General features: G+C 62.2%; 13 protein-coding genes. 8 read left to right on the top strand and 5 right to left on the bottom strand.

The annotated features are described in order from the left end of the window. Nucleotides 1-158: 158 nt before the first annotated feature. The 5 genes from P3T17_RS04420 to P3T17_RS04400 form a co-directional block, all read right to left on the bottom strand. Nucleotides 159-2,210 (bottom strand): S9 family peptidase, encoded by a 2,052-nt coding sequence (locus tag P3T17_RS04420; protein WP_429404919.1) that lies wholly within the window; start codon nt 2,208-2,210, stop codon nt 159-161. Between the two features lie 62 nt (nt 2,211-2,272). Continuing rightward, nucleotides 2,273-6,481 (bottom strand): molybdopterin-dependent oxidoreductase, encoded by a 4,209-nt coding sequence (locus P3T17_RS04415; protein WP_429404917.1) that lies wholly within the window; start codon nt 6,479-6,481, stop codon nt 2,273-2,275. A gap of 22 nt (nt 6,482-6,503) precedes the next feature. Then, nucleotides 6,504-6,851 carry a nitrite reductase small subunit NirD gene (nirD, locus tag P3T17_RS04410; RefSeq protein ID WP_074264479.1) on the bottom strand — a complete coding sequence of 116 codons (348 nt, stop codon included), beginning with the start codon at nt 6,849-6,851 and terminating at the stop codon, nt 6,504-6,506. 31 nt (nt 6,852-6,882) lie between these two features. Then, nucleotides 6,883-9,426 carry a nitrite reductase large subunit NirB gene (nirB, locus tag P3T17_RS04405; protein WP_429405508.1) on the bottom strand — a complete coding sequence of 848 codons (2,544 nt, stop codon included), beginning with the start codon at nt 9,424-9,426 and terminating at the stop codon, nt 6,883-6,885. A 140-nt stretch (nt 9,427-9,566) separates the two neighbouring features. Next, nucleotides 9,567-10,970, bottom strand: coding sequence for an MFS transporter (locus P3T17_RS04400; RefSeq protein ID WP_429404915.1), 1,404 nt, complete (start codon nt 10,968-10,970; stop codon nt 9,567-9,569). Nucleotides 10,971-11,193: 223 nt separating this feature from the next. Between P3T17_RS04400 and P3T17_RS04395 the strand changes: the two genes are divergently transcribed. From P3T17_RS04395 to P3T17_RS04360, 8 genes are all read left to right on the top strand, one after another. After that, entirely contained in the window at nt 11,194-11,316 is a 123-nt protein-coding gene (locus P3T17_RS04395) for a hypothetical protein (RefSeq protein ID WP_429404914.1), read from the top strand. 350 nt (nt 11,317-11,666) lie between these two features. Beyond that, a complete protein-coding gene (locus tag P3T17_RS04390; protein WP_074264476.1) occupies nt 11,667-13,139 on the top strand; it encodes an MDR family MFS transporter in 1,473 nt (490 codons plus the stop codon). Between the two features lie 498 nt (nt 13,140-13,637). Next, nucleotides 13,638-14,204, top strand: coding sequence for an acyloxyacyl hydrolase (locus P3T17_RS04385; protein WP_074264475.1), 567 nt, complete (start codon nt 13,638-13,640; stop codon nt 14,202-14,204). A 142-nt stretch (nt 14,205-14,346) separates the two neighbouring features. Further along, the gene (locus P3T17_RS04380) at nt 14,347-14,712 is read left to right on the top strand and encodes a hypothetical protein (RefSeq protein WP_074266053.1); all 366 of its coding nucleotides are present in this window, start codon (nt 14,347-14,349) and stop codon (nt 14,710-14,712) included. Between the two features lie 450 nt (nt 14,713-15,162). Then, the gene (locus P3T17_RS04375; protein WP_429404912.1) at nt 15,163-16,389 is read left to right on the top strand and encodes a Crp/Fnr family transcriptional regulator; all 1,227 of its coding nucleotides are present in this window, start codon (nt 15,163-15,165) and stop codon (nt 16,387-16,389) included. A gap of 63 nt (nt 16,390-16,452) precedes the next feature. After that, a complete protein-coding gene (locus P3T17_RS04370) occupies nt 16,453-17,217 on the top strand; it encodes a flagellar motor protein (RefSeq protein WP_074264473.1) in 765 nt (254 codons plus the stop codon). Between the two features lie 5 nt (nt 17,218-17,222). Next, complete coding sequence (locus P3T17_RS04365; RefSeq protein ID WP_429404910.1) at nt 17,223-17,906, top strand: OmpA family protein; 684 nt, start codon at nt 17,223-17,225, stop codon at nt 17,904-17,906. A 142-nt stretch (nt 17,907-18,048) separates the two neighbouring features. Beyond that, entirely contained in the window at nt 18,049-19,386 is a 1,338-nt protein-coding gene (locus tag P3T17_RS04360) for a TAXI family TRAP transporter solute-binding subunit (RefSeq protein ID WP_429404908.1), read from the top strand. Nucleotides 19,387-19,519 lie beyond the last annotated feature (133 nt).

Raw genomic sequence — 19,519 nt, 5'->3', positions numbered from 1 at the left:
ACGGGTTTATCTGCCGAACTGTTCGAGCACGCCCATGTCCGCGCTGATTGCGTTGGCCCAACCTCATATCAATTCGATGTGTTGGCACCGCCAGAGGCAGGTCGCCGCTGACAGCAGCCGGCCGTGCGTGGGCACGCGTCGCCATGCGATCTGCCTAACTACCCCTCGCGGCGCGCGGGCAAATCGAGTAGCGCCGCCCCTTCCAGGATCTGTGCAGTCGAGCCGTCCCATTCGTCCTGCCGCATCGGCTCCGCACGGCCACCCAGATGCCGTTCGAGAAACGCCTCGGTGATCGCGTAGAACGAGATGTTGTTTTCGGGTCGCGCGAAACCATGCCCTTCATCCGGATACAGAACGTAGGTCACCGGAATACCATTGGCCTTCATCGCATCCACCATCTGATCGCTCTCAGCCCGCTTGACGCGCGGGTCGTTCGCACCCTGACCGATCAGCAGCGGCCGGCAGATGCGACCGGCACGATGCACCGGCGAGCGCTCGCGCAGTAGCGCCCGGCCATCCTCCGTCGAAGGGTCTCCAATCGCTCGCACGAACTCCTTGCGGAACGACTCCCAGTAAGGCGGGACGCTCGCCAACAGTGTTTCCAGATTGGACGGCCCGACAATCGCGACCCCGCATGCATACATCTCGGGATTGCGCGTCATGCTCGCGAGCACTGCATATCCACCGTAACTGATGCCCATGATCGCGACACGCGACGGATCTGCGATACCGCTTTCAACGGCCCACGCTATGGCGTCGAGCAGGTCGTCATCCATGCGTCGGCCCCATTCACCGTCTCCAGCATTGACGAAGTGCTTCCCGAACCCCATCGAACTGCGGAAATTCACGCTCAGCACGATATAGCCGCGGTTAGCCAGCCATTGATGCTCGGGTTCGAAGCCGAAGATATCCCGGGCCCAGGGGCCACCGTGAACCAGCAACACCAGTGGACCCGGCTGCTGCACGCCGTTGGGACGCGTGAGATACGAAACCAGATCGAAGCCGTCGCGCGAGCGGATCACCACCGGATGCATTGGCGCGAGCGGCGCCGCGCTGAGGACGGGGCGATGTTCGAACAGAACGTGCAGCGACTGGCTCTGCCGGTCATACAGATAAGTCGTGCCGGGCCGCAGATCGGAAATTGCATCGATAAGCCATAGCCGGTTGTCCTCGGTATCTCCTTGCAACCGCCATTCGCCGAGCCCTGCGCCGTTCAGGAAATCAACGTCGGTCTGAATTTTCTGGTCAATCGCGACATAAGTGGAGCGCTCCAGATTGAGCCTGTAAGCCAGTGGCTCAAATGTTTCGGGATCCATAATGAAATCGAAAAGGTCGGCGCGCGAATCGGCCGCCACCACTTCGGTCGTGCCGCTGGCAAGATCGATCCGCGTCATGGCGGTCGTATTGCGGCCGCGACTGTCGAGTACGAACAGTGCTGAGCCGTCGGCACTGAGATGGCCCGGGCCAGATGTCCTGGTCTCTTCCGGCGCAAACCGCATCCATTCGTCCCAGCTACCGTCTGCATTGCGCCTGAGCACCTCCTGGGAGCCGTCGCTCGCGAGGCGAGTGGCAAAGTGCGGGCGGTAATGCTGGTCGACAATAAAACCTGCAAAGCCGGGATTTTCTTCGACGAGCACAAGTTCGCCGGTTGCGAGGTTCAGCGTGTACAGGTCGAAGAACTTTGGGTCACGGCGGTTCATACCCACAAGGATGCGATCGCGGATAGTTCGGCTCACCCTCTCGATCGATACCGTAACGCTTTCGAAAGGCGTCAGGTTGCGGCAGGTGCCAGCATCCAGATCGACTACATGAACATGGAAGTCCTCGTTGCCCTCGACGTCCTGCAGATAGACGATATGACCGTCGTAGGTCCAGAGATGAAACCGTAGACCTCGGTTTGTATCGTTCGTCACCGCGCGGGCGAGTGACAGGTCGTCGAGCGGCGCGACCCAGACATTCAATACGCCGTTGACCGGCGCCAGCCAGGAGAGAAAGCGCCCGTCCGGACTGATCTCGACATCAGTGCGCTCTGGATTGCCGAACAGATCGGCGCGGGGGATGAGAGGAACGTCCGAAGCGGTCGATGTCACCTGGTAGTCTCCTTGCATCGAGTAGGCCGCTGCGCGGATCACGCGGACGGCCTGAAGGAGAATAACCGGAATCGACGCGGTAGAAAACGAGCGAGCAAACGTATGCGATGCATGTGGCATATCGGTCCGATCCGGTATGCGCCAAGGTGCCTTCTGCGCACGACATGTCTCACCGAGTCACTTCAATAAACATCCCGCACATAGCGCTTGTCTCTCGCGAGCCGGTTGACGTATTCGAGCGCCTTCTCATCGCTCATACCGCCATGGCTGACCACGACCGCCTTCAACGCCGCGTCGACATCTTTCGCCATGCGGCTCGCATCGCCGCACACATAGAAATGCGCGCCGGACTCGAGCCATGCCCACAACTCGCCACCGTGTTCGCGCATGCGATCCTGGACATAGATCTTCTCGTGCTGGTCCCGCGAAAAAGCCAGATCGAGCCGCGTCAGCAGCCCTTTCGTGCGCATCGTCTCCAGTTCGTCACCGTAATAGAAGTCGGTCGCAGCATGCTGCTCGCCGAAGAACAACCAGTTGCGGCCGGCATCCCCGTGCGCCAGCCGTTCGTGCAGAAAGCCCCTGAACGGTGCGACGCCGGTGCCGGGGCCAACCATGATCATCGGCGTGTCGCCGTCGCGCGGCGGGCGGAAATGCGCGGATTTCTGCACGTACACCGGCACGCTGATGTCCCCGGCGCGATCGGCGAGGAAGGTCGAGGACACCCCTTTACGCTGGCGTCGGCCGTTGCTGTAACGGACTGCGGACACGGTCAGATGAACTTCGCCCCCGTGCGCCTTGGGGCTCGACGCAATCGAATAGAGCCGCGGTTGCAAGCGCTTGAGCATGCCGAGCAACTCCGGCGCCGTCAGTGTCACGGGAAACTCGTGCAGCACGTCGGCCAGTTGTTGGCCCCACAACCATTTCTTCAGATCGGCCTTGCGGTCTTCGGCCAGCAATGCGCCGAGCGCGCCGTCGCGACTGCGCGAGGCGATGAAGGCTAGTGCCTCGGAATTCGGCCGGGCAATTTCGTAGTGCCTGGCGAGTGCATCGGCAAGACGCATATCGCCGATACCGCTGACATTCACCGGCGCATCCGCTGCCAGCCCGCTCAAACCGATCAGTTCGTCTACCAGTTCGGGACAGTTGCTCGGCCACACACCGAGCGCGTCGCCAACCTCGTATTCGAGGCCCGAATCGCCGGTCGACAACGAAAAATACCGCGTATCCTTCGACGCACCGTGCTTGTTGAGCCGCAAATTCTTCACGAGGCGCGAGGCGGCGGGATGAGCCTTGGTGGGCAACACGCCGGGTAACACCGAGGGGATCATGCCATCGGCCGGCACCTCGTGTAATGCGGCGTCCTCCTCCTTGATACGGGCGACGATCCGCTCGAGCCATGCATCGGCGGCGGGTTCGAATTCCGTGTCGCAGTCCGTGCGTGGCAGCAGACGCAGCGCGCCCTGCTCGGCGAGGCGCGCATCGAGATTGCGGCCATGACCGCAAAACTGGTCGTAGTTGCGATCGCCGAAGGCCAGCACGGCGTAGCGCACGTTGTCGAGGCGCGGCGCGTTGGCGGCCTTGAGTGCGCTCCAGAAGCTCTCGCCGTTATCTGGCGCATCGCCGTCGCCGAACGTGCTCGACATCAGCAGCACGTACTGCGCCCTCGCCAAAGTCGCCACGTCGTAATCGGCCATGCAGGAAGTGCGGATCTCGAAGCCCGACTCCATCAACTGTGTCGCGTAGCGTTCCGTCAACGACTCGATATTGCCCGTCTGCGATGCCCACAGCAGCAGCACCTTTGGACGTGCCCGCGCGATTCGCACAGCGGGGGCAGCGAACGCAGCATCGGACGAGACGCCAGAAGAGTTATCGGCAAGTCCAGGCGCTGTCGTAGCCGCGCGGCTATACAGTCCAGCCAGCATCCCGTCGAACCAGAGCCGGGTGGCGGTCGGCAACGGCGCGCTGGCGGGCATCACGGGCACGCCGTCCGTCTGAGCCTGCGGACCCGCGCTCGCGCGCAGGCCATTGATAAAACCGGCCACGTAGGCACGTTGTGCATCGTCGAGCAGCGGCACAGGCATGTCCTGCATGCCGAGCATGGCGGCGAGAGCGTCGATACGGGACATGTCCCCTTCCTTGATCGAACCGGCATCGGCCGCCAGCTGCGGGGCCGCGGCATCCATACCGGAGGAGATAGCGTCGGCGTCATCGGCCGCCGCACTGGGTTCGGGTGCGACGCGGCTCAACGCAACCGCGCAGAACTTGAGTTCCGGTTGCTGTGAGATCGGATCGACCGCATCGTTGGTCAGCGCGTTGATGCAGAGGTCTTCGCCGAATACGTCGTTCCAGTGCATCGGCGCAAAGCAGGCACCCGCCTGCACACGATCGGTCACTACGGCGGGCAGTACCGCACGGCCACGACGCGAACGCACTTCGACGCGGTCTTTGGCCTCGATGCCAAGCGCGGCTGCGTCTTCCGGATTGATCTCCACGAAGGGCCTGGGATTGAGCTTGTTCAGCATGGGCACCTTGCCGGTCTTCGTCATGGTGTGCCATTGATGCTGCAGGCGCCCCGTATTCAGGACGATCGGAAACTCCGGCACCGGCATCTCAGCCGGCTCGGTATGCGGCCGCGCGAAGAACACGGCTTTGCCGCTCGCGGTCGGGAAGACCAGCGCCGGACGAACGCCGTCGGACACTTCCCTGAGCGGCTGACTGATGCCATCGTTCAGATAACGCACGGGATTGCGGTCTCTTAACAACCCCGACGCATCCGGCGAACAGGGCCATTGCAGCGGCGACTCACGCAGCCGCGCGTGGCTCGCGCCGCGCAGGTCGTAACCGGTCTTCGGGTTCGAGGCTCGCGTGATCTCCGCGAACACTTCCTCTGCCGACGCATAGCTGAACGCGTCCGCAAAACCCATTTCGCAGGCCACCCGAGCGATGATCTGCCAGTCGGGCAGCGCCGCACCCGGCGGGTCAATCGCCTTCTGCATGAGCGTCATGTTGCGCTCGGAGTTGATCATCACGCCTTCCGCCTCAGCCCACAACGCGCCAGGCAAGAGGACGTCGGCATAGCGATTGGTTTCGGTGTCGAGAAACGCGTCCTGGGCGATTACCAGTTCCGCGGCCTGCAATCCGGCAATCACAGTCTGCCGGTTGGCGACGCTTGCGACCGGATTGGTGCAGATAATCCAGCACGCCTTAATATCGCCGTCCGCCATGCGCGAGAACATGTCGATAGTGCCCTGCCCGACTGCCGTCTTCAGCGTCCCGGGCGGCACTTGCCACAGGTCCTCGATAAACGCCCGGTCTTCTTCCACCAGCACGGAGCGCTGCCCCGGCAAACCCGGCCCCATGTAGCCCATCTCACGGCCGCCCATTGCATTGGGCTGGCCCGTCAGCGAAAGCGGCCCGCTACCGGGGCGGCAGATCTTGCCCGTCGCCAGATGGAGATTGCAAACGGCGTTGGTGTTCCAGGTGCCGTGCGTGCTCTGGTTCAGACCCATCGTCCAGCAGCTCATCCACTCCGGTGCTTCGCCTATCCATTGCGCCGCGGTGCGGATATCCGCCTCGGGGATGCCGGTGATTGCCGCGACTTTTTCCGGCGTGTAGTCGTCGAGAAAGGCCGGCATCGCCTCCCAGCCTTCCGTTGCGGTGGCGATGAACTCGAGGTCCGTATGACCGTTCTGATGCAGCAGATACAGCAGGCCGTTCAGCAACGCGAGATCGGTGCCCGGTTTGATCTGCATGAAGAGATCGGCCTTGTCCGCGGTCGTATTGCGGCGCGGATCGACCACGATCAGTCTGGCTCCGGCTTTGACGCGATCCATCATGCGCAGATAGAGGATCGGGTGACAGTCGGCCATGTTGGCGCCGATCACGAAGAACAGATCGGCCTTGTCGAAATCCTCGTACGAGCCCGGCGGACCATCCGCGCCCAGCGAGAGCTTGTAGCCGCTGCCGGCGCTTGCCATGCACAGACGCGAGTTCGATTCGATATTGTTGGTGCCGACAAAGCCCTTCGCGAGCTTGTTGGCGAGGTACTGCGCCTCGATCGACATCTGGCCCGATACGTAGAACGACAGCGCATCGGGGCCATACGTGTCCAGGATTTCGCGCAGACGGCGGCCGGTGTCGGCAATCACCTGGTCGACCGGCAGTGGAATCGGGTCGCCGTTGCGCTCGCGTCGTTCATAGGCGTTTTCGAGGCGTCCGGACTTGCTTAGCGCGACATGGGCCGACGACCCCTTGGTACACAGCCGGCCGAAATTGGTGGGATGTTCCTTGTCGCCGGCAATCTTGACGACCTGGCCATCCTCGACCTGCAGCACCATTCCGCAGCCGACGCCGCAGTAGGGGCACACCGTCTTGACGCTTGCGCTGCTCATTGCGTGAACGCCCCCGGCCCGATTAGACCGCTACCCATACGCGGCCATCCCTGACCTGCGCGGCGAAGGCGCTGACCGAATGCTCGGGCGCTTCGAGACACTCGCCGGTGCGCAGGTCGAAGTGCTGCTTGTAGATCGGCGAAGCCACCACGATGCGTTCACCGAGGTTGCCAATCAGTCCGCGCGACAGCACCGCCGCCTGCGAACAGGGATCGTAGTTGTCGATGGCATACACCCCACCCTCGCCGCGCGCGACGTTAAACACCGCCACCTGCCGTCCGGCCACCAGCGCGCAGACGCCGGTATCGGGCACGATGTCGTCGAGCGCGCAAACCGGCACCCAGTCAGGCGTATTTCGATCGTTGTTCATCAAGGACTCCTCGAGATGCATGACGCTGGATTCAAACGGTCTCGACGACCACGGGAACTGGAAACTGCCTGGCGGTCTCGCGCTCTGTCGGTGTCGCAGGACGGATCTGGCCGCGTTCCTCGACAAAGGTCACGTTCTCGTCGAGCTTGTCGCTGTTGACGAAATGACGGAAGCGCTTACGTGTCTCGGGATCGGTCACCGCCTTTTTCCACTCGCATTCGTACGTATCGATCACGTTCTGCATGTCCGCTTCCAGTTCCGCCGCGAGACCCAGCTTGTCGTGGACAACGACGTCGATCAGATAGTCGAGGCCGCCTTCGAGGTTGTCGCGCCATACGCTGGTGCGCTGCAGACGGTCGGCCGTGCGAACATAGAACATCAGGAAACGGTCGATGTAACGCGTGAGCGTCTCGCGATCGAGATCCGCTGCCAGCAGTTCCGCGTGGCGCGGCTTCATGCCGCCGTTGCCGCATACGTAGAGATTCCAGCCCTTCTCGGTGGCGATGATGCCGACATCCTTGCCTTGCGCCTCCGCACATTCGCGGGTGCAGCCCGACACGCCGAACTTGAGCTTGTGCGGCGAGCGCAGACCCTTGTAGCGGTTTTCCATCGCAACTGCGAGTCCGACCGAGTCGCCGACGCCATAGCGGCACCACGTCGAGCCCACACACGACTTCACCGTGCGCAACGACTTGCCATAGGCGTGACCCGATTCGAAACCGGCTGCGATCAGTTCTTCCCAGATCAGCGGCAACTGGTCGACACGGGCGCCGAACAGGTCGACGCGCTGGCCGCCGGTGATCTTCGTATAGAGGCCGTATTTCTTCGCCACCTGCCCAACGGCGATGAGTCCCTCTGGCGTGACCTCGCCACCCGGCATGCGCGGCACTACGGAATAGGTGCCGTCGCGCTGGATGTTGGCGAGGTAGTAATCGTTCGAGTCCTGCAGGCTCGCGTGTTCCTTCTTCAGCACGAACTCGTTCCAGCACGAGGCGAGAATGCTGGCGGCGACGGGCTTGCAGATATCGCAGCCCAGACCGTGGCCGTGCTTTTCGAGCAGTGCGCCGAAGCTCCTGATGCGCTCGACGCGCACGATGTGATGCAGTTCCTGGCGCGAGTACGGGAAGTGCTCGCATATGTGGTTGTTGACCGCCATGCCCTGCTTCTTCATTTCGGCTTTCATCACCTGCGTGACGAGCGGTACGCAACCGCCGCACGAGGTGCCGGCACAGGTCGCCGTCTTGAGGGCGCCGATGCTGGTGGCGCCGGCACACACTGCCGCGCAGATTTCGCCCTTGGAGACGTTGTTGCACGAGCAGATCTGCGCGCCTTCGGGCAATGCGTCAACGCCGAGCCCTGGCTTCGTCTTGCCGTCGCTGGCGGGCAAAATCAGGAATTCCGGTGCTTCAGGCAGCTCGATGCGGTTCAGCATCATCTGCAGCAGCGTGCCGTATTCGGCCGCATCGCCCACCATCACCGCGCCGAGCAGTTGCTTGCCGCACTCGGATACCACCAGCTTCTTGTAGACCTGCTTGCGCTCGTCGCTGAACTGGTACGAGCGGCTACCCGGCGTCTTGCCGTGCGCATCGCCGATGCTCGCCACATCCACGCCCATCAGCTTAAGCTTGGTGCTCATGTCCGCGCCTGCAAAGCCGGCCTCGTCGCCGAGCAGTTGCCGTGCCGCGATGCGCGCCATTTCGTAACCCGGCGCGACGAGGCCATACACCATGCCGTTCCACGCGGCGCACTCGCCAATGGCGAAGATGTCGGGGTCGCTGGTCCGGCAGGTGTCGTCGATCGCAATGCCGCCGCGCGGGCCCAGTTCGAGGCCGCAAGCGCGTGCGATCTCGTCGCGCGGACGGATGCCTGCGGAAAACACGATCATGTCGGTGTCGAGATGCGTGCCGTCGGCAAACTGCATGCGGTGCGTGCCCGCTTCGCCGTCGACGATCTCGAGCGTCTGCTTGCCGGTGAGAACCTGCACGCCCAGTTCCTCGATCTTGCTGCGCAGAACCCGGCCGCCGCCGTCGTCCACCTGTACCGCCATCAGGCGCGGTGCAAACTCGACGACGTGTGCCGCCAGCCCCATATCGTGCAGCGCCTTGGCGCATTCGAGCCCGAGCAGGCCGCCGCCCACCACCACCCCGGTCCTGGCGCGCGCACCGCAAGCCTGCATGGCTTCGAGATCTTCTATGGTGCGATAGACGAAGCAGTCCTGACGATCGTTGCCTTTAATTGGCGGCACGAAAGGTGTCGAACCGGTGGCGAGCACCAGTTTGTCGTACGACAGCGTTTCACCGGTCGAGATTGTCACGGTGCGCGCCGCGCGATCGACCGCTACCGCCTTCGCGTTGAGCTTGAGCAGTACGTTCTCGCGTTCGAAGAAGCCGGGCTTGACCAGCGACAGGTCTTCAGCGGACTTGCCCGAGAAGAATTCGGACAGATGCACGCGGTCGTAAGCAGGGCGCGGCTCTTCGCACAGCACGGTGATGTGCAGCGCGCAACGCGCGTCATCCACCAGAGATTCGAGGAGCTTGTGTCCCACCATCCCGTGGCCGACGACCACAACGTTCATGACAGGGGTTTCGTCAGTTTCCAGCTCGGTTCGCGACATGATTTTCGTCCGGCAAATAAAAAAGCGTCCCGTGGATCATCCAGCCGTTCAGCGGTTGAATTCGGGGCAACAACTGTCCATACGTTCCACTTCCCGCTCGCTCACGCACCGCTATCGGCGCGCACACCCGCCGGTGTCGAAAGCGGATTGGCCACCACCAGACCCTCGGCCGGTAGCGCCCATTTGAGCCAACGGGCACGATGCAGCACGACCAGCGCGAAGGCGAGCGCCGAGATCACGCCAAAGGTCGCGAAGCCCATCTGGTAACTGCCCGTGCTTTCCTTGGCCATCCCCATGATGACCGGCAGATAGAAGCCGCCGATCCCGCCGGCCGCGCCAACGATCCCCGACATCAGGCCGGTCTTGCCCTTCCAGCGTTGCGGCACGAGCTGGAAGGTGGCGCCGTTGCCAAGGCCGAAGCACAGATAGGTGACCACCAGCAATGCGATGCCGGCTCCGAGCGGCGGCATCCATGCGGCGAACGCGAAGTCGCACAGCGAAATACCGGCAAGCAGCAACACGAGAGCGCGCACACCGGAGATGCGGTCGGCGATCAGGCCGCCAATCGGACGCACCAGTGCGCCAGTAAACGCGAGCAGCGACATGAAGAGCCCCGCTTCGAGCTTGGGTAACTGATAGAGCGACACCAGCAGCGTCGTCACGTAAGACGACATGCCGACGAAGCCGCCGAAGGTGATGCTGTAGACGAGCATCACGACCCACGTGTCGCCTTCAGCCAGCACGCTGCGGTAATGCTTCGGCAACACCGCGATGGCAAGCAGCGCACCCAGCACGGGCAGCAGTAATACCCCCGTTTTTCCGCCGCCAAAAACACCCGCATGCACGGCCAGAACAAGCGCGATCAGTCCGCCCAGGGTGACGCAGAAACTGCGGAAAGCGCGCGGCGCGCTACCCGTTTTCGCGCCGAGGTCCTTCGCCCAGAAGAACAGCGCGACCGCCGCGAGAGCCAGCAACGGCAGCGCCGCGCCGGCCGCTTTGGCCCACCCGAAGTGGTCCGCGAGACTGGGGAACATGAAGCCGTCGAGCACCGCGCCGATATTGCCCGCGGCGGCGAGGCCGAGCACGAGGCCTTGCACCTTCGGCGGATAGTTGCTGCCTGCCATCGGCAAGGCCACGGCAAAACTTGCGCCGCCTACGCCGAGGAACACGCCGAGCACCAGCAGCGTCACGTAGGACGGCGGCGTCGGCGACAACAGTAGGACAACTGAAGGCAGCGCGGAGAGCGCCACACCAAGCAAGGCGATACGGCGGCCGTCGTAAGCCTGGTACAGGTTGCCGAGCGTCACCCGCAGAATGGCCGCACCCAGCACCGGCACCGCGACGAGGAAACCCAGTTCCGCGGGCGACATCGCAATGTCCTTGTGGATGAACGGTGCCAACGGGCCAAACATCACCCACACGGTGAACCCGGTGTCGAAGTATAGAAAGCACGCTAACAACGCACGCCAGTTGCCGCTTTTTAACGAATCCAATAGGTGTTTCATGGGTCTCTCTCGCAGGGTGAAGGCGTTGAAAAATTCGCGGCAAAAAAAATGGAGTGCAAAAAAAAAGCGTCCCGAGTGCCCAGTGCGCTCCGATATCTCGGTGGCTTCTGGGTACTCGGGACGCCGTTGTCCCTGTGGGCCGCTTTAGACGGGCAGCCCCTCAAGTGTGCGATACGTTGAGGCCGTCGTTGGCCTCGCTACGTTGCAATGCAATAGATATGCCATGAGCGCAGCCGGGCTGACGATGCGAACCGCGCCGACGCTCGCGGCCGATGCTCGCGTGATCCTGGCGAAGCGCTGTGGAATAAGGCTGAGCGACGCACCGGCCAAGGACCTGAACCAGTGAATTTGCGCGTGAAAACAGGGGTTTCTTCGCGACCGCGCTCTGCGTTCTCGCGATGAGTCGCGCGCTCTTCCGGCGCAGCATGAATTGAGTTGGTGCAACGTTGTGGTGCGTCGCACCATCTTATTGCACCGCCGTGCAGTCCAAGTCCCTGGCACGGCGCAAGCAGCAGCACCGATGTAGCGGTAACATCCGTACTCGCGCTTAAGCGAACGCTGCGTAGTGTCGCGTCAAGGCCGGTGTCAAAGCGTTCAGGCCCGCACCTTCCAGAAAGCTGACACCCCGGGCAAACCGCCTGCGCGTTCGAGCGGCCTCGAGAAGCCGCGCGATCCCCATTCTTCTATATAGACGGCATGTCACAGCACCCCAAGACAGTACGGCCCCTGGTCATCGCCGCGGTGATGGCCTCCATGGCAATGGTCGCCATCGAAGCCACCATCGTCTCCACCGCCATGCCGCAGATCGTCACGCAGCTCGGCGGCCTGCATCTCTACAGTTGGGTCTTCTCGTCATTCCTGCTCGCGCAGACCGCGATGACGGTCGTGTTCGGCAAACTCGCGGACCTGTACGGCCGCAAGCCCATTGTCCTGATCGGCATCGTCATCTTTCTGGTGGGTTCGGTGCTCGCGGGCTTCGCGTGGTCGATGCCGGCGATGATCGTGTTCCGACTGATACAAGGCGTCGGCGCCGGAGCCATCCAGCCCGTCACGCTCACGATCGTCGGCGATCTGTACCCCGCACGCGAACGCGGCAAGATCCAGGGCTACCTCGCGAGCGTCTGGGCCATCGCTGCCGTGATCGGTCCGATGGCCGGTGGCCTGCTGATTCGCGACCTGTCGTGGGCGTGGATCTTCTGGATCAACATTCCGATCGGACTCGCCTCCGCGGCCGGCTTTCTTGCGTTCCTGCACGAACATGAAAGGCACGGGCGCCCGTCCATCGACTTCGCAGGCGCCACCCTCTTCACCGTATCGATCGGCGCGCTGATGATGGGCCTCACCGACGTGGGCAGTTCCAGCGACGCGCTGGTGGCATTCGAATTCGCGCTGTTCGTCGTCTGCGGGGTCCTGTTCGTGTGGCAGGAGCGCCGCGCCGCCGACCCGATGATTTCATTTGCCTTGTGGGGTCACCGGCCCATCGCCGCCTGCAATGTCGCCACCGTGCTGTCGGGCATGGCGCTGATGGGCCTGACCAGTTTTCTGCCAATGTACGTGCAGGGTGTACTGGGCCGCTCGCCAGTGGTCGCCGGCCTCGCCTTAACCATGATCATGCTGGGCTGGCCGAGCGGTGCAACGCTGGCGGCCCGCTCGTTTCATCGGCTCGGCTTGCGGCGCACGCTGATCGGCGGCAGTGTGTTTTTGCCGCTCGGGGGCGTGTTCTTCGCGACGCTGAACCCGGACAGCAGTCCGGTGCTCGCGGGGATCGGCTCGCTGGTAATCGGCTTCGGCATGGGGATTGTCAGCGTCAGTTCGCTGATCCTGATCCAGGAAATCGTCGAGCCGTCGGAACGCGGCAGTGCGACTGCGTCGAATCTGTTCTCGCGCAATCTCGGCAGCACGCTCGGCGCTGCCATGTTCGGCGCGGTGCTGAATTACGGGCTCGCGCATTCATCCACGATCGCCGCCGTGACCGCGGACCAGCTCCGGCAGATTCTCGACTCGGCGCCGGGCAATACTGCAAGTGGCGCGGCCGTGCGGCTCGCGCTCCATCAATCGCTGCATCTGACTTTCACGTCCATTCTGGTCATCACCGTGTTTTCCGTACTCTCGGTGATGCTGGTTCCTGCGATCAAGCTGAGTCAGGCGCGCGCAGCTTCAGCAAATTGAAGCGACGGAAAAGGCCGCATCCTTAAAGCATGGCGTCGAGCATGCGCGCAGTAATAACGCGCGCCGAAAATGCACGATTCTCGCGGCTCGGCTAGACTGCAAAAAATCGCCAAATAGAACGGCAGTGCTCATTCCCAGGTGGTTCAGTCAAGCCGCCGCGGGTCTGATGCTTGCTAGCGCAACCAGATTAATGCTCTGACGAATATGCGAACGGATTCTAGAGACAACTCCATCCCGATCGTTGCCACATTGAACACAGTGATTTGCCGCGGCGCGAATATTCAGCCCGCCCGTATGGCTCTAGAATGCCCTTCGTCTTTCAGACAGCGAATTCATCGCGCAAACGGCCGATTGCGCAATTAGCACGAGGCAGGGCCCGTAAAGGGCAACACGTCGACAAGCAGCAGCCATGAGACGATTAACGGCGAGCTTGCAGCGCGTGTCTAAACAATAAGCATCTGCCGATAAAACAATTTACTCGAGCGGTCGGAAATCCCAATGCGAACCAGCAAGCAACCTCTGCCAGGAAAACTTTTCCGCGCCTTAGTGTTTTGCGCGCTAACTGTCGGTGCAGCAGCGGCTCATGCCGACGAATTCGGTGTGCAAATTTCCGGAGGCGTCGCGGACCATGATGTAAAAAAAGCCGATCTCGGCTTTGTCTGGGACCCCGGTTTAACCTGGTGGGAAATCGGCGGATATCACTTCACCGTCGTCGGCGAGGCGCACGTCGCCTATTGGGACATCCGGGAATCCGATGCCGCCCACCCCGACATCTGGGAATTCGGTCTGACGCCGGTGTTTCGCTTCATCAAGAGCTCGGGATGGTTCCGGCCGTATATTGAAGGCGGTGTCGGAGTGCGCCTGCTGGACCATGTACGGGAGACGGAGGACCGCACCTTCTCGTCGTCGTTCCAGTTCGCCGATATGATCGGCGTGGGTGCGCAGTTCGGCGGCCATCAGCAATACCAGGCCGGTTTCCGCTTCCAGCATCTGTCGAACGCGGGCCTCGAGCACCCCAACCCTGGCGTCAATTTCAGCGAAATTTACCTGCAATACAACTTCTGAGCACAATCGCCGTGGCCGCGTTGTGGCCGATAAGCACAAGGTGTTCCTGAATCCGGCCACCGCGTGCTATCGTTGGGTTGCATCTCAGGACGGTTCGCGCACCGTCGGGAACCGAACGCAACTTGTCGTAGCGGGTATCGCCATGAGTGATGTACGCCTCCATCTGAGCCCACGCGATCGCGTGGAACTGCTTTGCTGGCTCACCTGCGGGAGCCTCGGCGCCTATTACCTCAATGAGACCTGGCCGGAACCCTCCTTCCACGTGCAGGCGGCCCACAAGTGGCTCGACCGTCACTTACGGGAAGCTGACTGGCTGAGCGTCGCCAAACTCTCCGCGATGGCGCTGGAGATCGCCGCCCGGCACGCACACTTTGTCGAAGCGGAGTGGGCCCGTGACGCTGTCGAAGAAATCCTCGACACCGACGACCTCGACTTCCAGGCGCGGCTCGTCACCCAGGTGCTGGGTGACTGCCAGTATGCGCTGGCGGACAAGCGCATCGCGGACTGAGCGCAAGCGGGCGCTGTCGGCCCGCAGGTTTTCGCGTCACTCGCCGCGGCGCCGACGCAACGGTCGAAGAATTCCATCCGGCCAATGCAGCGCATCAGGCTTATCCCCCTGATTAATCAGGATTACTTTGCATTCGTATGATGCACTGTGTATCACCCTGCGTTGACTCCACCGTCCGGCAAAGCCGTCGTCACAGGCACTCTACGAGTAGAGCCGAACGCCAAACGTTTGCGTAAGGGACCGAAAGGATTTTCTGCGCATCGCGCGCCCTCCTGTCCTCGCACAAGCCCGCCCCGTCTGAGGTTGCGGCATTTATTAAAGTGTATCCCCGCGCTAAAGAAATCGGCAAAAAAGTCGTTATACACGGGTAAGCGGCAGCAAAATATGCCGCCAGTCAGCGAGTCCGCAGAGACCGCTTGAGCAGGGCCAAACACTCCGCAGGGGAACACATTGAATCAGCAACAGTCGTCAAGGTCGCGGACCGCGGCTCCGGGCGAAGTCATCTTCTCCGAGGGCTATGTCGGGACCTCAGCCCTCTACGTCATTGCCGACGGCAAAGTCGAAATCTCCACACAGTGCGACGAAAAGCGGGTGATCCTCGCAACCCTGGGCAAGGGCGAAATCTTCGGCGAATCGGCGCTACTGCCGTCCGAGCCACGTGGTTCCACCGCAAAGGCGCTCACCTTCTGCCGTTTGACCGTCATCGAAACCAGCGTCGTCGAGGAGGAAATGGAGCGCGTCTCGCCTCTGCTGCGCCATCTGGTACGCACGATGATTCGCCGCACGAGGCGCAAGGACGAATTGCTCGCAACCTATACGCATGCCGACTTCCTGCCCGGTGTTCTCTCCTATGCGCACGTGCTGGCTCTGATGGCCGGCGCCGATACCCAGAGCCGTGCGCGCCGCGCGCCGGGCGAAGAAGTGTCGGTGCCGCTCGCCGAGGTCATCAGGAAGTGCCGCGCAATTGCAGGCCATTCCCGTTTGCACGTAATGGCCATGCTCAAACGGATGGAAAAACTCAATCTGGTGAGCTTCGATGCAGGACGCCCCGAGTACATCGGCAAGGGCGGGGTCGCGAGCGAAGACGGTGCAGCGGGCCGACATATGGTCAGTTTTGACCCGATCCGCCTCATCGAGCGCGCCCAGCAAGTGGCCGATCACGAACTGGATCTCGCGATCACCGGTGAACTCGAGCTGATCGAACTGTCCGATCTGGAAGCGTTGATCGGTGTCGAAAAGCAGCTGATTCTCAAGAAGCTTTCCCACTCGGAAATCGCTGAGGATATCTTTGCGTTTCGCAAGAGCAAGGTGCTGAACTACGTCGAAGAGCACGGCACGGCCTATTTCTCGAAGCGAAAAATACGTACCCCCAGCCAGCTCGAATCGCTAGGCGATCTCGAGTTTGTCGACCAGCGGACGCTGTTCGACGCCGTGAGTGCGTTCGACACCTACGACCTCGCCAAGCTGCTTGCCACGATGACTGATCAGACGATCGCCGACCGGCTGCTCTCGGTCATGACGCAGGCGCGCCAGAAGGAGATTTCGTGGATCATGCGACGCGACATCAAGATCGATCCGCTCGAGATCCCGGAGATCGAGCAGCGCTTTCTCGAGCTGGTGAAGAGCATCAAATCGCCTTCAGTGAATCCATCGGTCCCGATCGGGTCGCCCATCTAGCCCGCCGCGTGCCATTGAACCGGTCCAACGCACAATCCTTCAATTGAATTGTCGAGGTCTTGTATGGATTTCCTGACGCTGTGTGGCGCGGTTGTGGGCATCGCGGCCATTGTGCTGGGCTTTGCGCTGGAAGGTGGACGGTTTGCGTCGCTGTTCCAGCTTGAGGCGCTCGTGATCGTGCTGGGCGGCACGATCGGCGCCGTGATGGTTCAGAACAGTTGGGGCCGCTTTGCCGATGGTGTCAGGCAGCTTCGCTTCGCCTTCATCGCCGCCAAACCGGTCGATCAGGAAAACCTCTCTGTGCTGCTCGAATGGGGACACAAAGCCAAGCTGAACGGCATGCTCGCGTTCGAATCGATGGACCCGGCAGGCATTCATCCGTTTGCCAAACGCGGGCTCGAGCTGATCGCCAATGGCGTCTCCACCGCTGTGATCGAAGACGCATTGCAACGCGAACTGGATGCCTACGAGCGCAACCACATGGCCGCGGCGCGGATCTGGCTGCAAGCGGGCGGCTACGCACCGACCTTCGGCATCCTCGGCGCCGTGCTAGGCCTGATCCAGGTGACGGGGCACATTCTCGAGCCCGAGAGACTCGGCCAAGGTGTGGCGGTCGCCTTCGTGACGACGCTCTACGGCCTCGCGCTCGCCAACATACTGTTCCTGCCCATCTACGGCAAGATCAAGGCGCAGGTGGATAGCGAACTGCGCTACCGGAAACTGTATTTCGATGGACTGCTTGCCATCTCGCGCCGGGAGTCGCCGCAAACCATCGAGACGCGCCTCACCGGCGACGTGCGCGAGCGCTCAAAAGCATTGCTGGCATAGCACGCATGGCTCTCGCAGGCGAAAAGCCCAATCCGAAGCTGGACGATGACGCCGAGGCTCGCCCCGAGCGCTGGCTTCTCTCGTACTCGGATCTTGTCACCACGCTGATGGTGCTGTTTCTGGCGCTGTATGCGATCCAGCTGGCGAAGTACCACGAACTGGAAATCAAGCTTCTCGAATCCGCGCGCAGCGTCAAGAACGACAGGAGCGCTGCCGGCATCGCTGCACATGGCGCGGCGAACGGCAAACAGGAAGCGGTGCGGGCCGGGTTGTTGTCGCTCCTGAGAGCGCTGCGCGACAGAGGCCAGATCAATATCGACGAAGAATCGGGCAGCGTGGAAATCAGCATCAATGCAAAAATCCTGTTTCGCGCGGGCGATGCGCACTTGCTGCCGGACTCGACCAGCGTGCTCGATCAGGTGGCTGCGGCGTTGAAGGGCTACTCCACTCACAACATCCTGGTGGAAGGTCACACCGACAGTTCACCGATCTCCAACGCCAAATACGAATCCAACTGGGAACTGTCGTCGGCACGCGCCGGCGCCGTGGTGCGGTTCCTGGTGGACCGAGGCATCGAACCGCAGCGGCTGGCGGCCATCGGCCACTCCGACAATATCCCTCTGTTGCTTGGCGACGACGCGGCAGCTCGCGCAGCAAACCGGCGCGTGACGATACTGGTGCAGTATTAGCTATCCGGTGCCTGTTGCGGCGCCACCGCGCATTTCCACACTTTCCAGGCTCAGACGAAAGCCAGTGCTGCTACGCTATACGTGCAGACACCGCGCGCCGCGCGCGCCATAAGACCTGCCCCGCCACCCGTACGGAGCTTTCATGAGACACCATCGCCCGCGACCACCGAGTTTTCAAGGCGAGCATTCCCATGCCGATCTGCGCGATCTAACCTTGACGTTCGCACCGATCGCCGTGTTCGTGGTGCTGGTGATCACGCTGGTGATCTGGCTGGTGGATCCGGCGCCGCCACGTACGATCGTCATGAGCGCCGGCCCGCACGACAGTTCGTTCCTGCAGGCCGCCAACGAATACAAAAAGATTCTCGCCCGTAACGGCATCACGCTGAAGGTGCTGGAATCGGACGGCTCGCTGCAGAACCTGCAACGGCTGCTGGACCCAAAACAGCATGTGGACGTCGCGCTGGTGCAAGGCGGCGTAACCGATGGGCTCGGGGCTTCCTCGTTGATGTCGCTTGGCAGCGTGTTCTATGACCCGATCGTGGTGTTCTATCGCGGCAGCGGCATTACGCGGCTCGCGCAACTCGAAGGCAAACGCATCGCCGTGGGCCGCGAAGGCAGCGGCACGCGGGTGCTGGCGCTTAACCTGCTGGCCGCGAACGGCATCGTGCCTGGCCAGAACACGACGCTGTTGCCCGCCGACGGGCTGGAAGCCGCCACGAAGCTGGTCTCGGGCGACGCCGATGCCGCGATCCTCAACGGCGATTCGGCCACCCGCGCCCTGATGCTGCGGCTATTGCGCGTGCCCGGTATCTCCGTGATGGACTTCGAGGAAGCGAGCGCCTATACGCGGCTCTTTCCGTATCTGGATGAAATCGACCTGCCGCCCGGCGTGCTCGACCTGCGCCACAAAATCCCGAACGACACCATCCATCTGATCAGCCCGACCGTGGAAATCATCGCGCGTACCAGGCTGCACCCCGCCATCTCCGATCTGCTGATCGAAGCTGCGCAGGAGATTCACGGCATGCCCGGCCTTCTGCAGCACGCGGGACAATTTCCGAGCCCGATCCAGCACGAGTATCCGATCAGCGACGACGCGCAGCGCTACTACAAGACCGGCAAGAGCTTTCTCTACCGCAATCTGCCGTTCTGGCTGGCGAGCGTCGGCGATCGCACTCTGGTTCTGCTGCTGCCAGTCGCCGTGCTGCTGTTCCCCGCCATGCGGCTGGTGCCGGCACTGTACCGCTGGCGTGTCCGCTCGCGCATCTATCGCAACTACGGTTCGCTGATCGCAATCGAGCGCGAGGCGCTGAAGGATCCGTCGCAGGCCCAACGCGATGCGCTTGTCGAGGAGCTCGACCAGATCGAAGACTCGCTCAACAGCCTGCGCATGCCGCTCGCCTACGCCGATGCGTTTTACGTATTACGCGAGCATGTCGGCTTCGTGCGCTCGCGCCTCGTTCAAGGAAACGCATAGCGGCGAGCTGCACTTCCCTGCTCCGTCACGTTCTGCGAACGCAGGTTAGCGACACCGCGGCGAAAAAAAGTGTATGTTGCCATGTGCCTGCGGAGTCGCTCCGCCAACCCAGCCAGCCCTCGTCTTCGGGAGA

This window comes from Paraburkholderia sp. GAS82 (assembly GCF_050436285.1).
GTDB classification, from domain to species: Bacteria; Pseudomonadota; Gammaproteobacteria; order Burkholderiales; family Burkholderiaceae; genus Paraburkholderia; species Paraburkholderia phenazinium_B.
This window is presented reverse-complemented; position numbering and strand designations above follow the sequence as displayed.

Bases quoted from the DNA above. Each gene is read 5' to 3' on its own strand.
- P3T17_RS04420 (WP_429404919.1), bottom strand. From the start codon at position 2,210: ATGCCACATGCATCGCATACGTTTGCTCGCTCGTTTTCTACCGCGTCG.
- P3T17_RS04415 (WP_429404917.1), bottom strand. From the start codon at position 6,481: ATGAGCAGCGCAAGCGTCAAGACGGTGTGCCCCTACTGCGGCGTCGGC.
- nirD (WP_074264479.1), bottom strand. From the start codon at position 6,851: ATGAACAACGATCGAAATACGCCTGACTGGGTGCCGGTTTGCGCGCTC.
- nirB (WP_429405508.1), bottom strand. From the start codon at position 9,426: ATGAACGTTGTGGTCGTCGGCCACGGGATGGTGGGACACAAGCTCCTC.
- P3T17_RS04400 (WP_429404915.1), bottom strand. From the start codon at position 10,970: ATGAAACACCTATTGGATTCGTTAAAAAGCGGCAACTGGCGTGCGTTG.
- P3T17_RS04395 (WP_429404914.1), top strand. From the start codon at position 11,194: ATGAGCGCAGCCGGGCTGACGATGCGAACCGCGCCGACGCTCGCGGCC.
- P3T17_RS04390 (WP_074264476.1), top strand. From the start codon at position 11,667: ATGTCACAGCACCCCAAGACAGTACGGCCCCTGGTCATCGCCGCGGTG.
- P3T17_RS04385 (WP_074264475.1), top strand. From the start codon at position 13,638: ATGCGAACCAGCAAGCAACCTCTGCCAGGAAAACTTTTCCGCGCCTTA.
- P3T17_RS04380 (WP_074266053.1), top strand. From the start codon at position 14,347: ATGAGTGATGTACGCCTCCATCTGAGCCCACGCGATCGCGTGGAACTG.
- P3T17_RS04370 (WP_074264473.1), top strand. From the start codon at position 16,453: ATGGATTTCCTGACGCTGTGTGGCGCGGTTGTGGGCATCGCGGCCATT.
- P3T17_RS04365 (WP_429404910.1), top strand. From the start codon at position 17,223: ATGGCTCTCGCAGGCGAAAAGCCCAATCCGAAGCTGGACGATGACGCC.
- P3T17_RS04360 (WP_429404908.1), top strand. From the start codon at position 18,049: ATGAGACACCATCGCCCGCGACCACCGAGTTTTCAAGGCGAGCATTCC.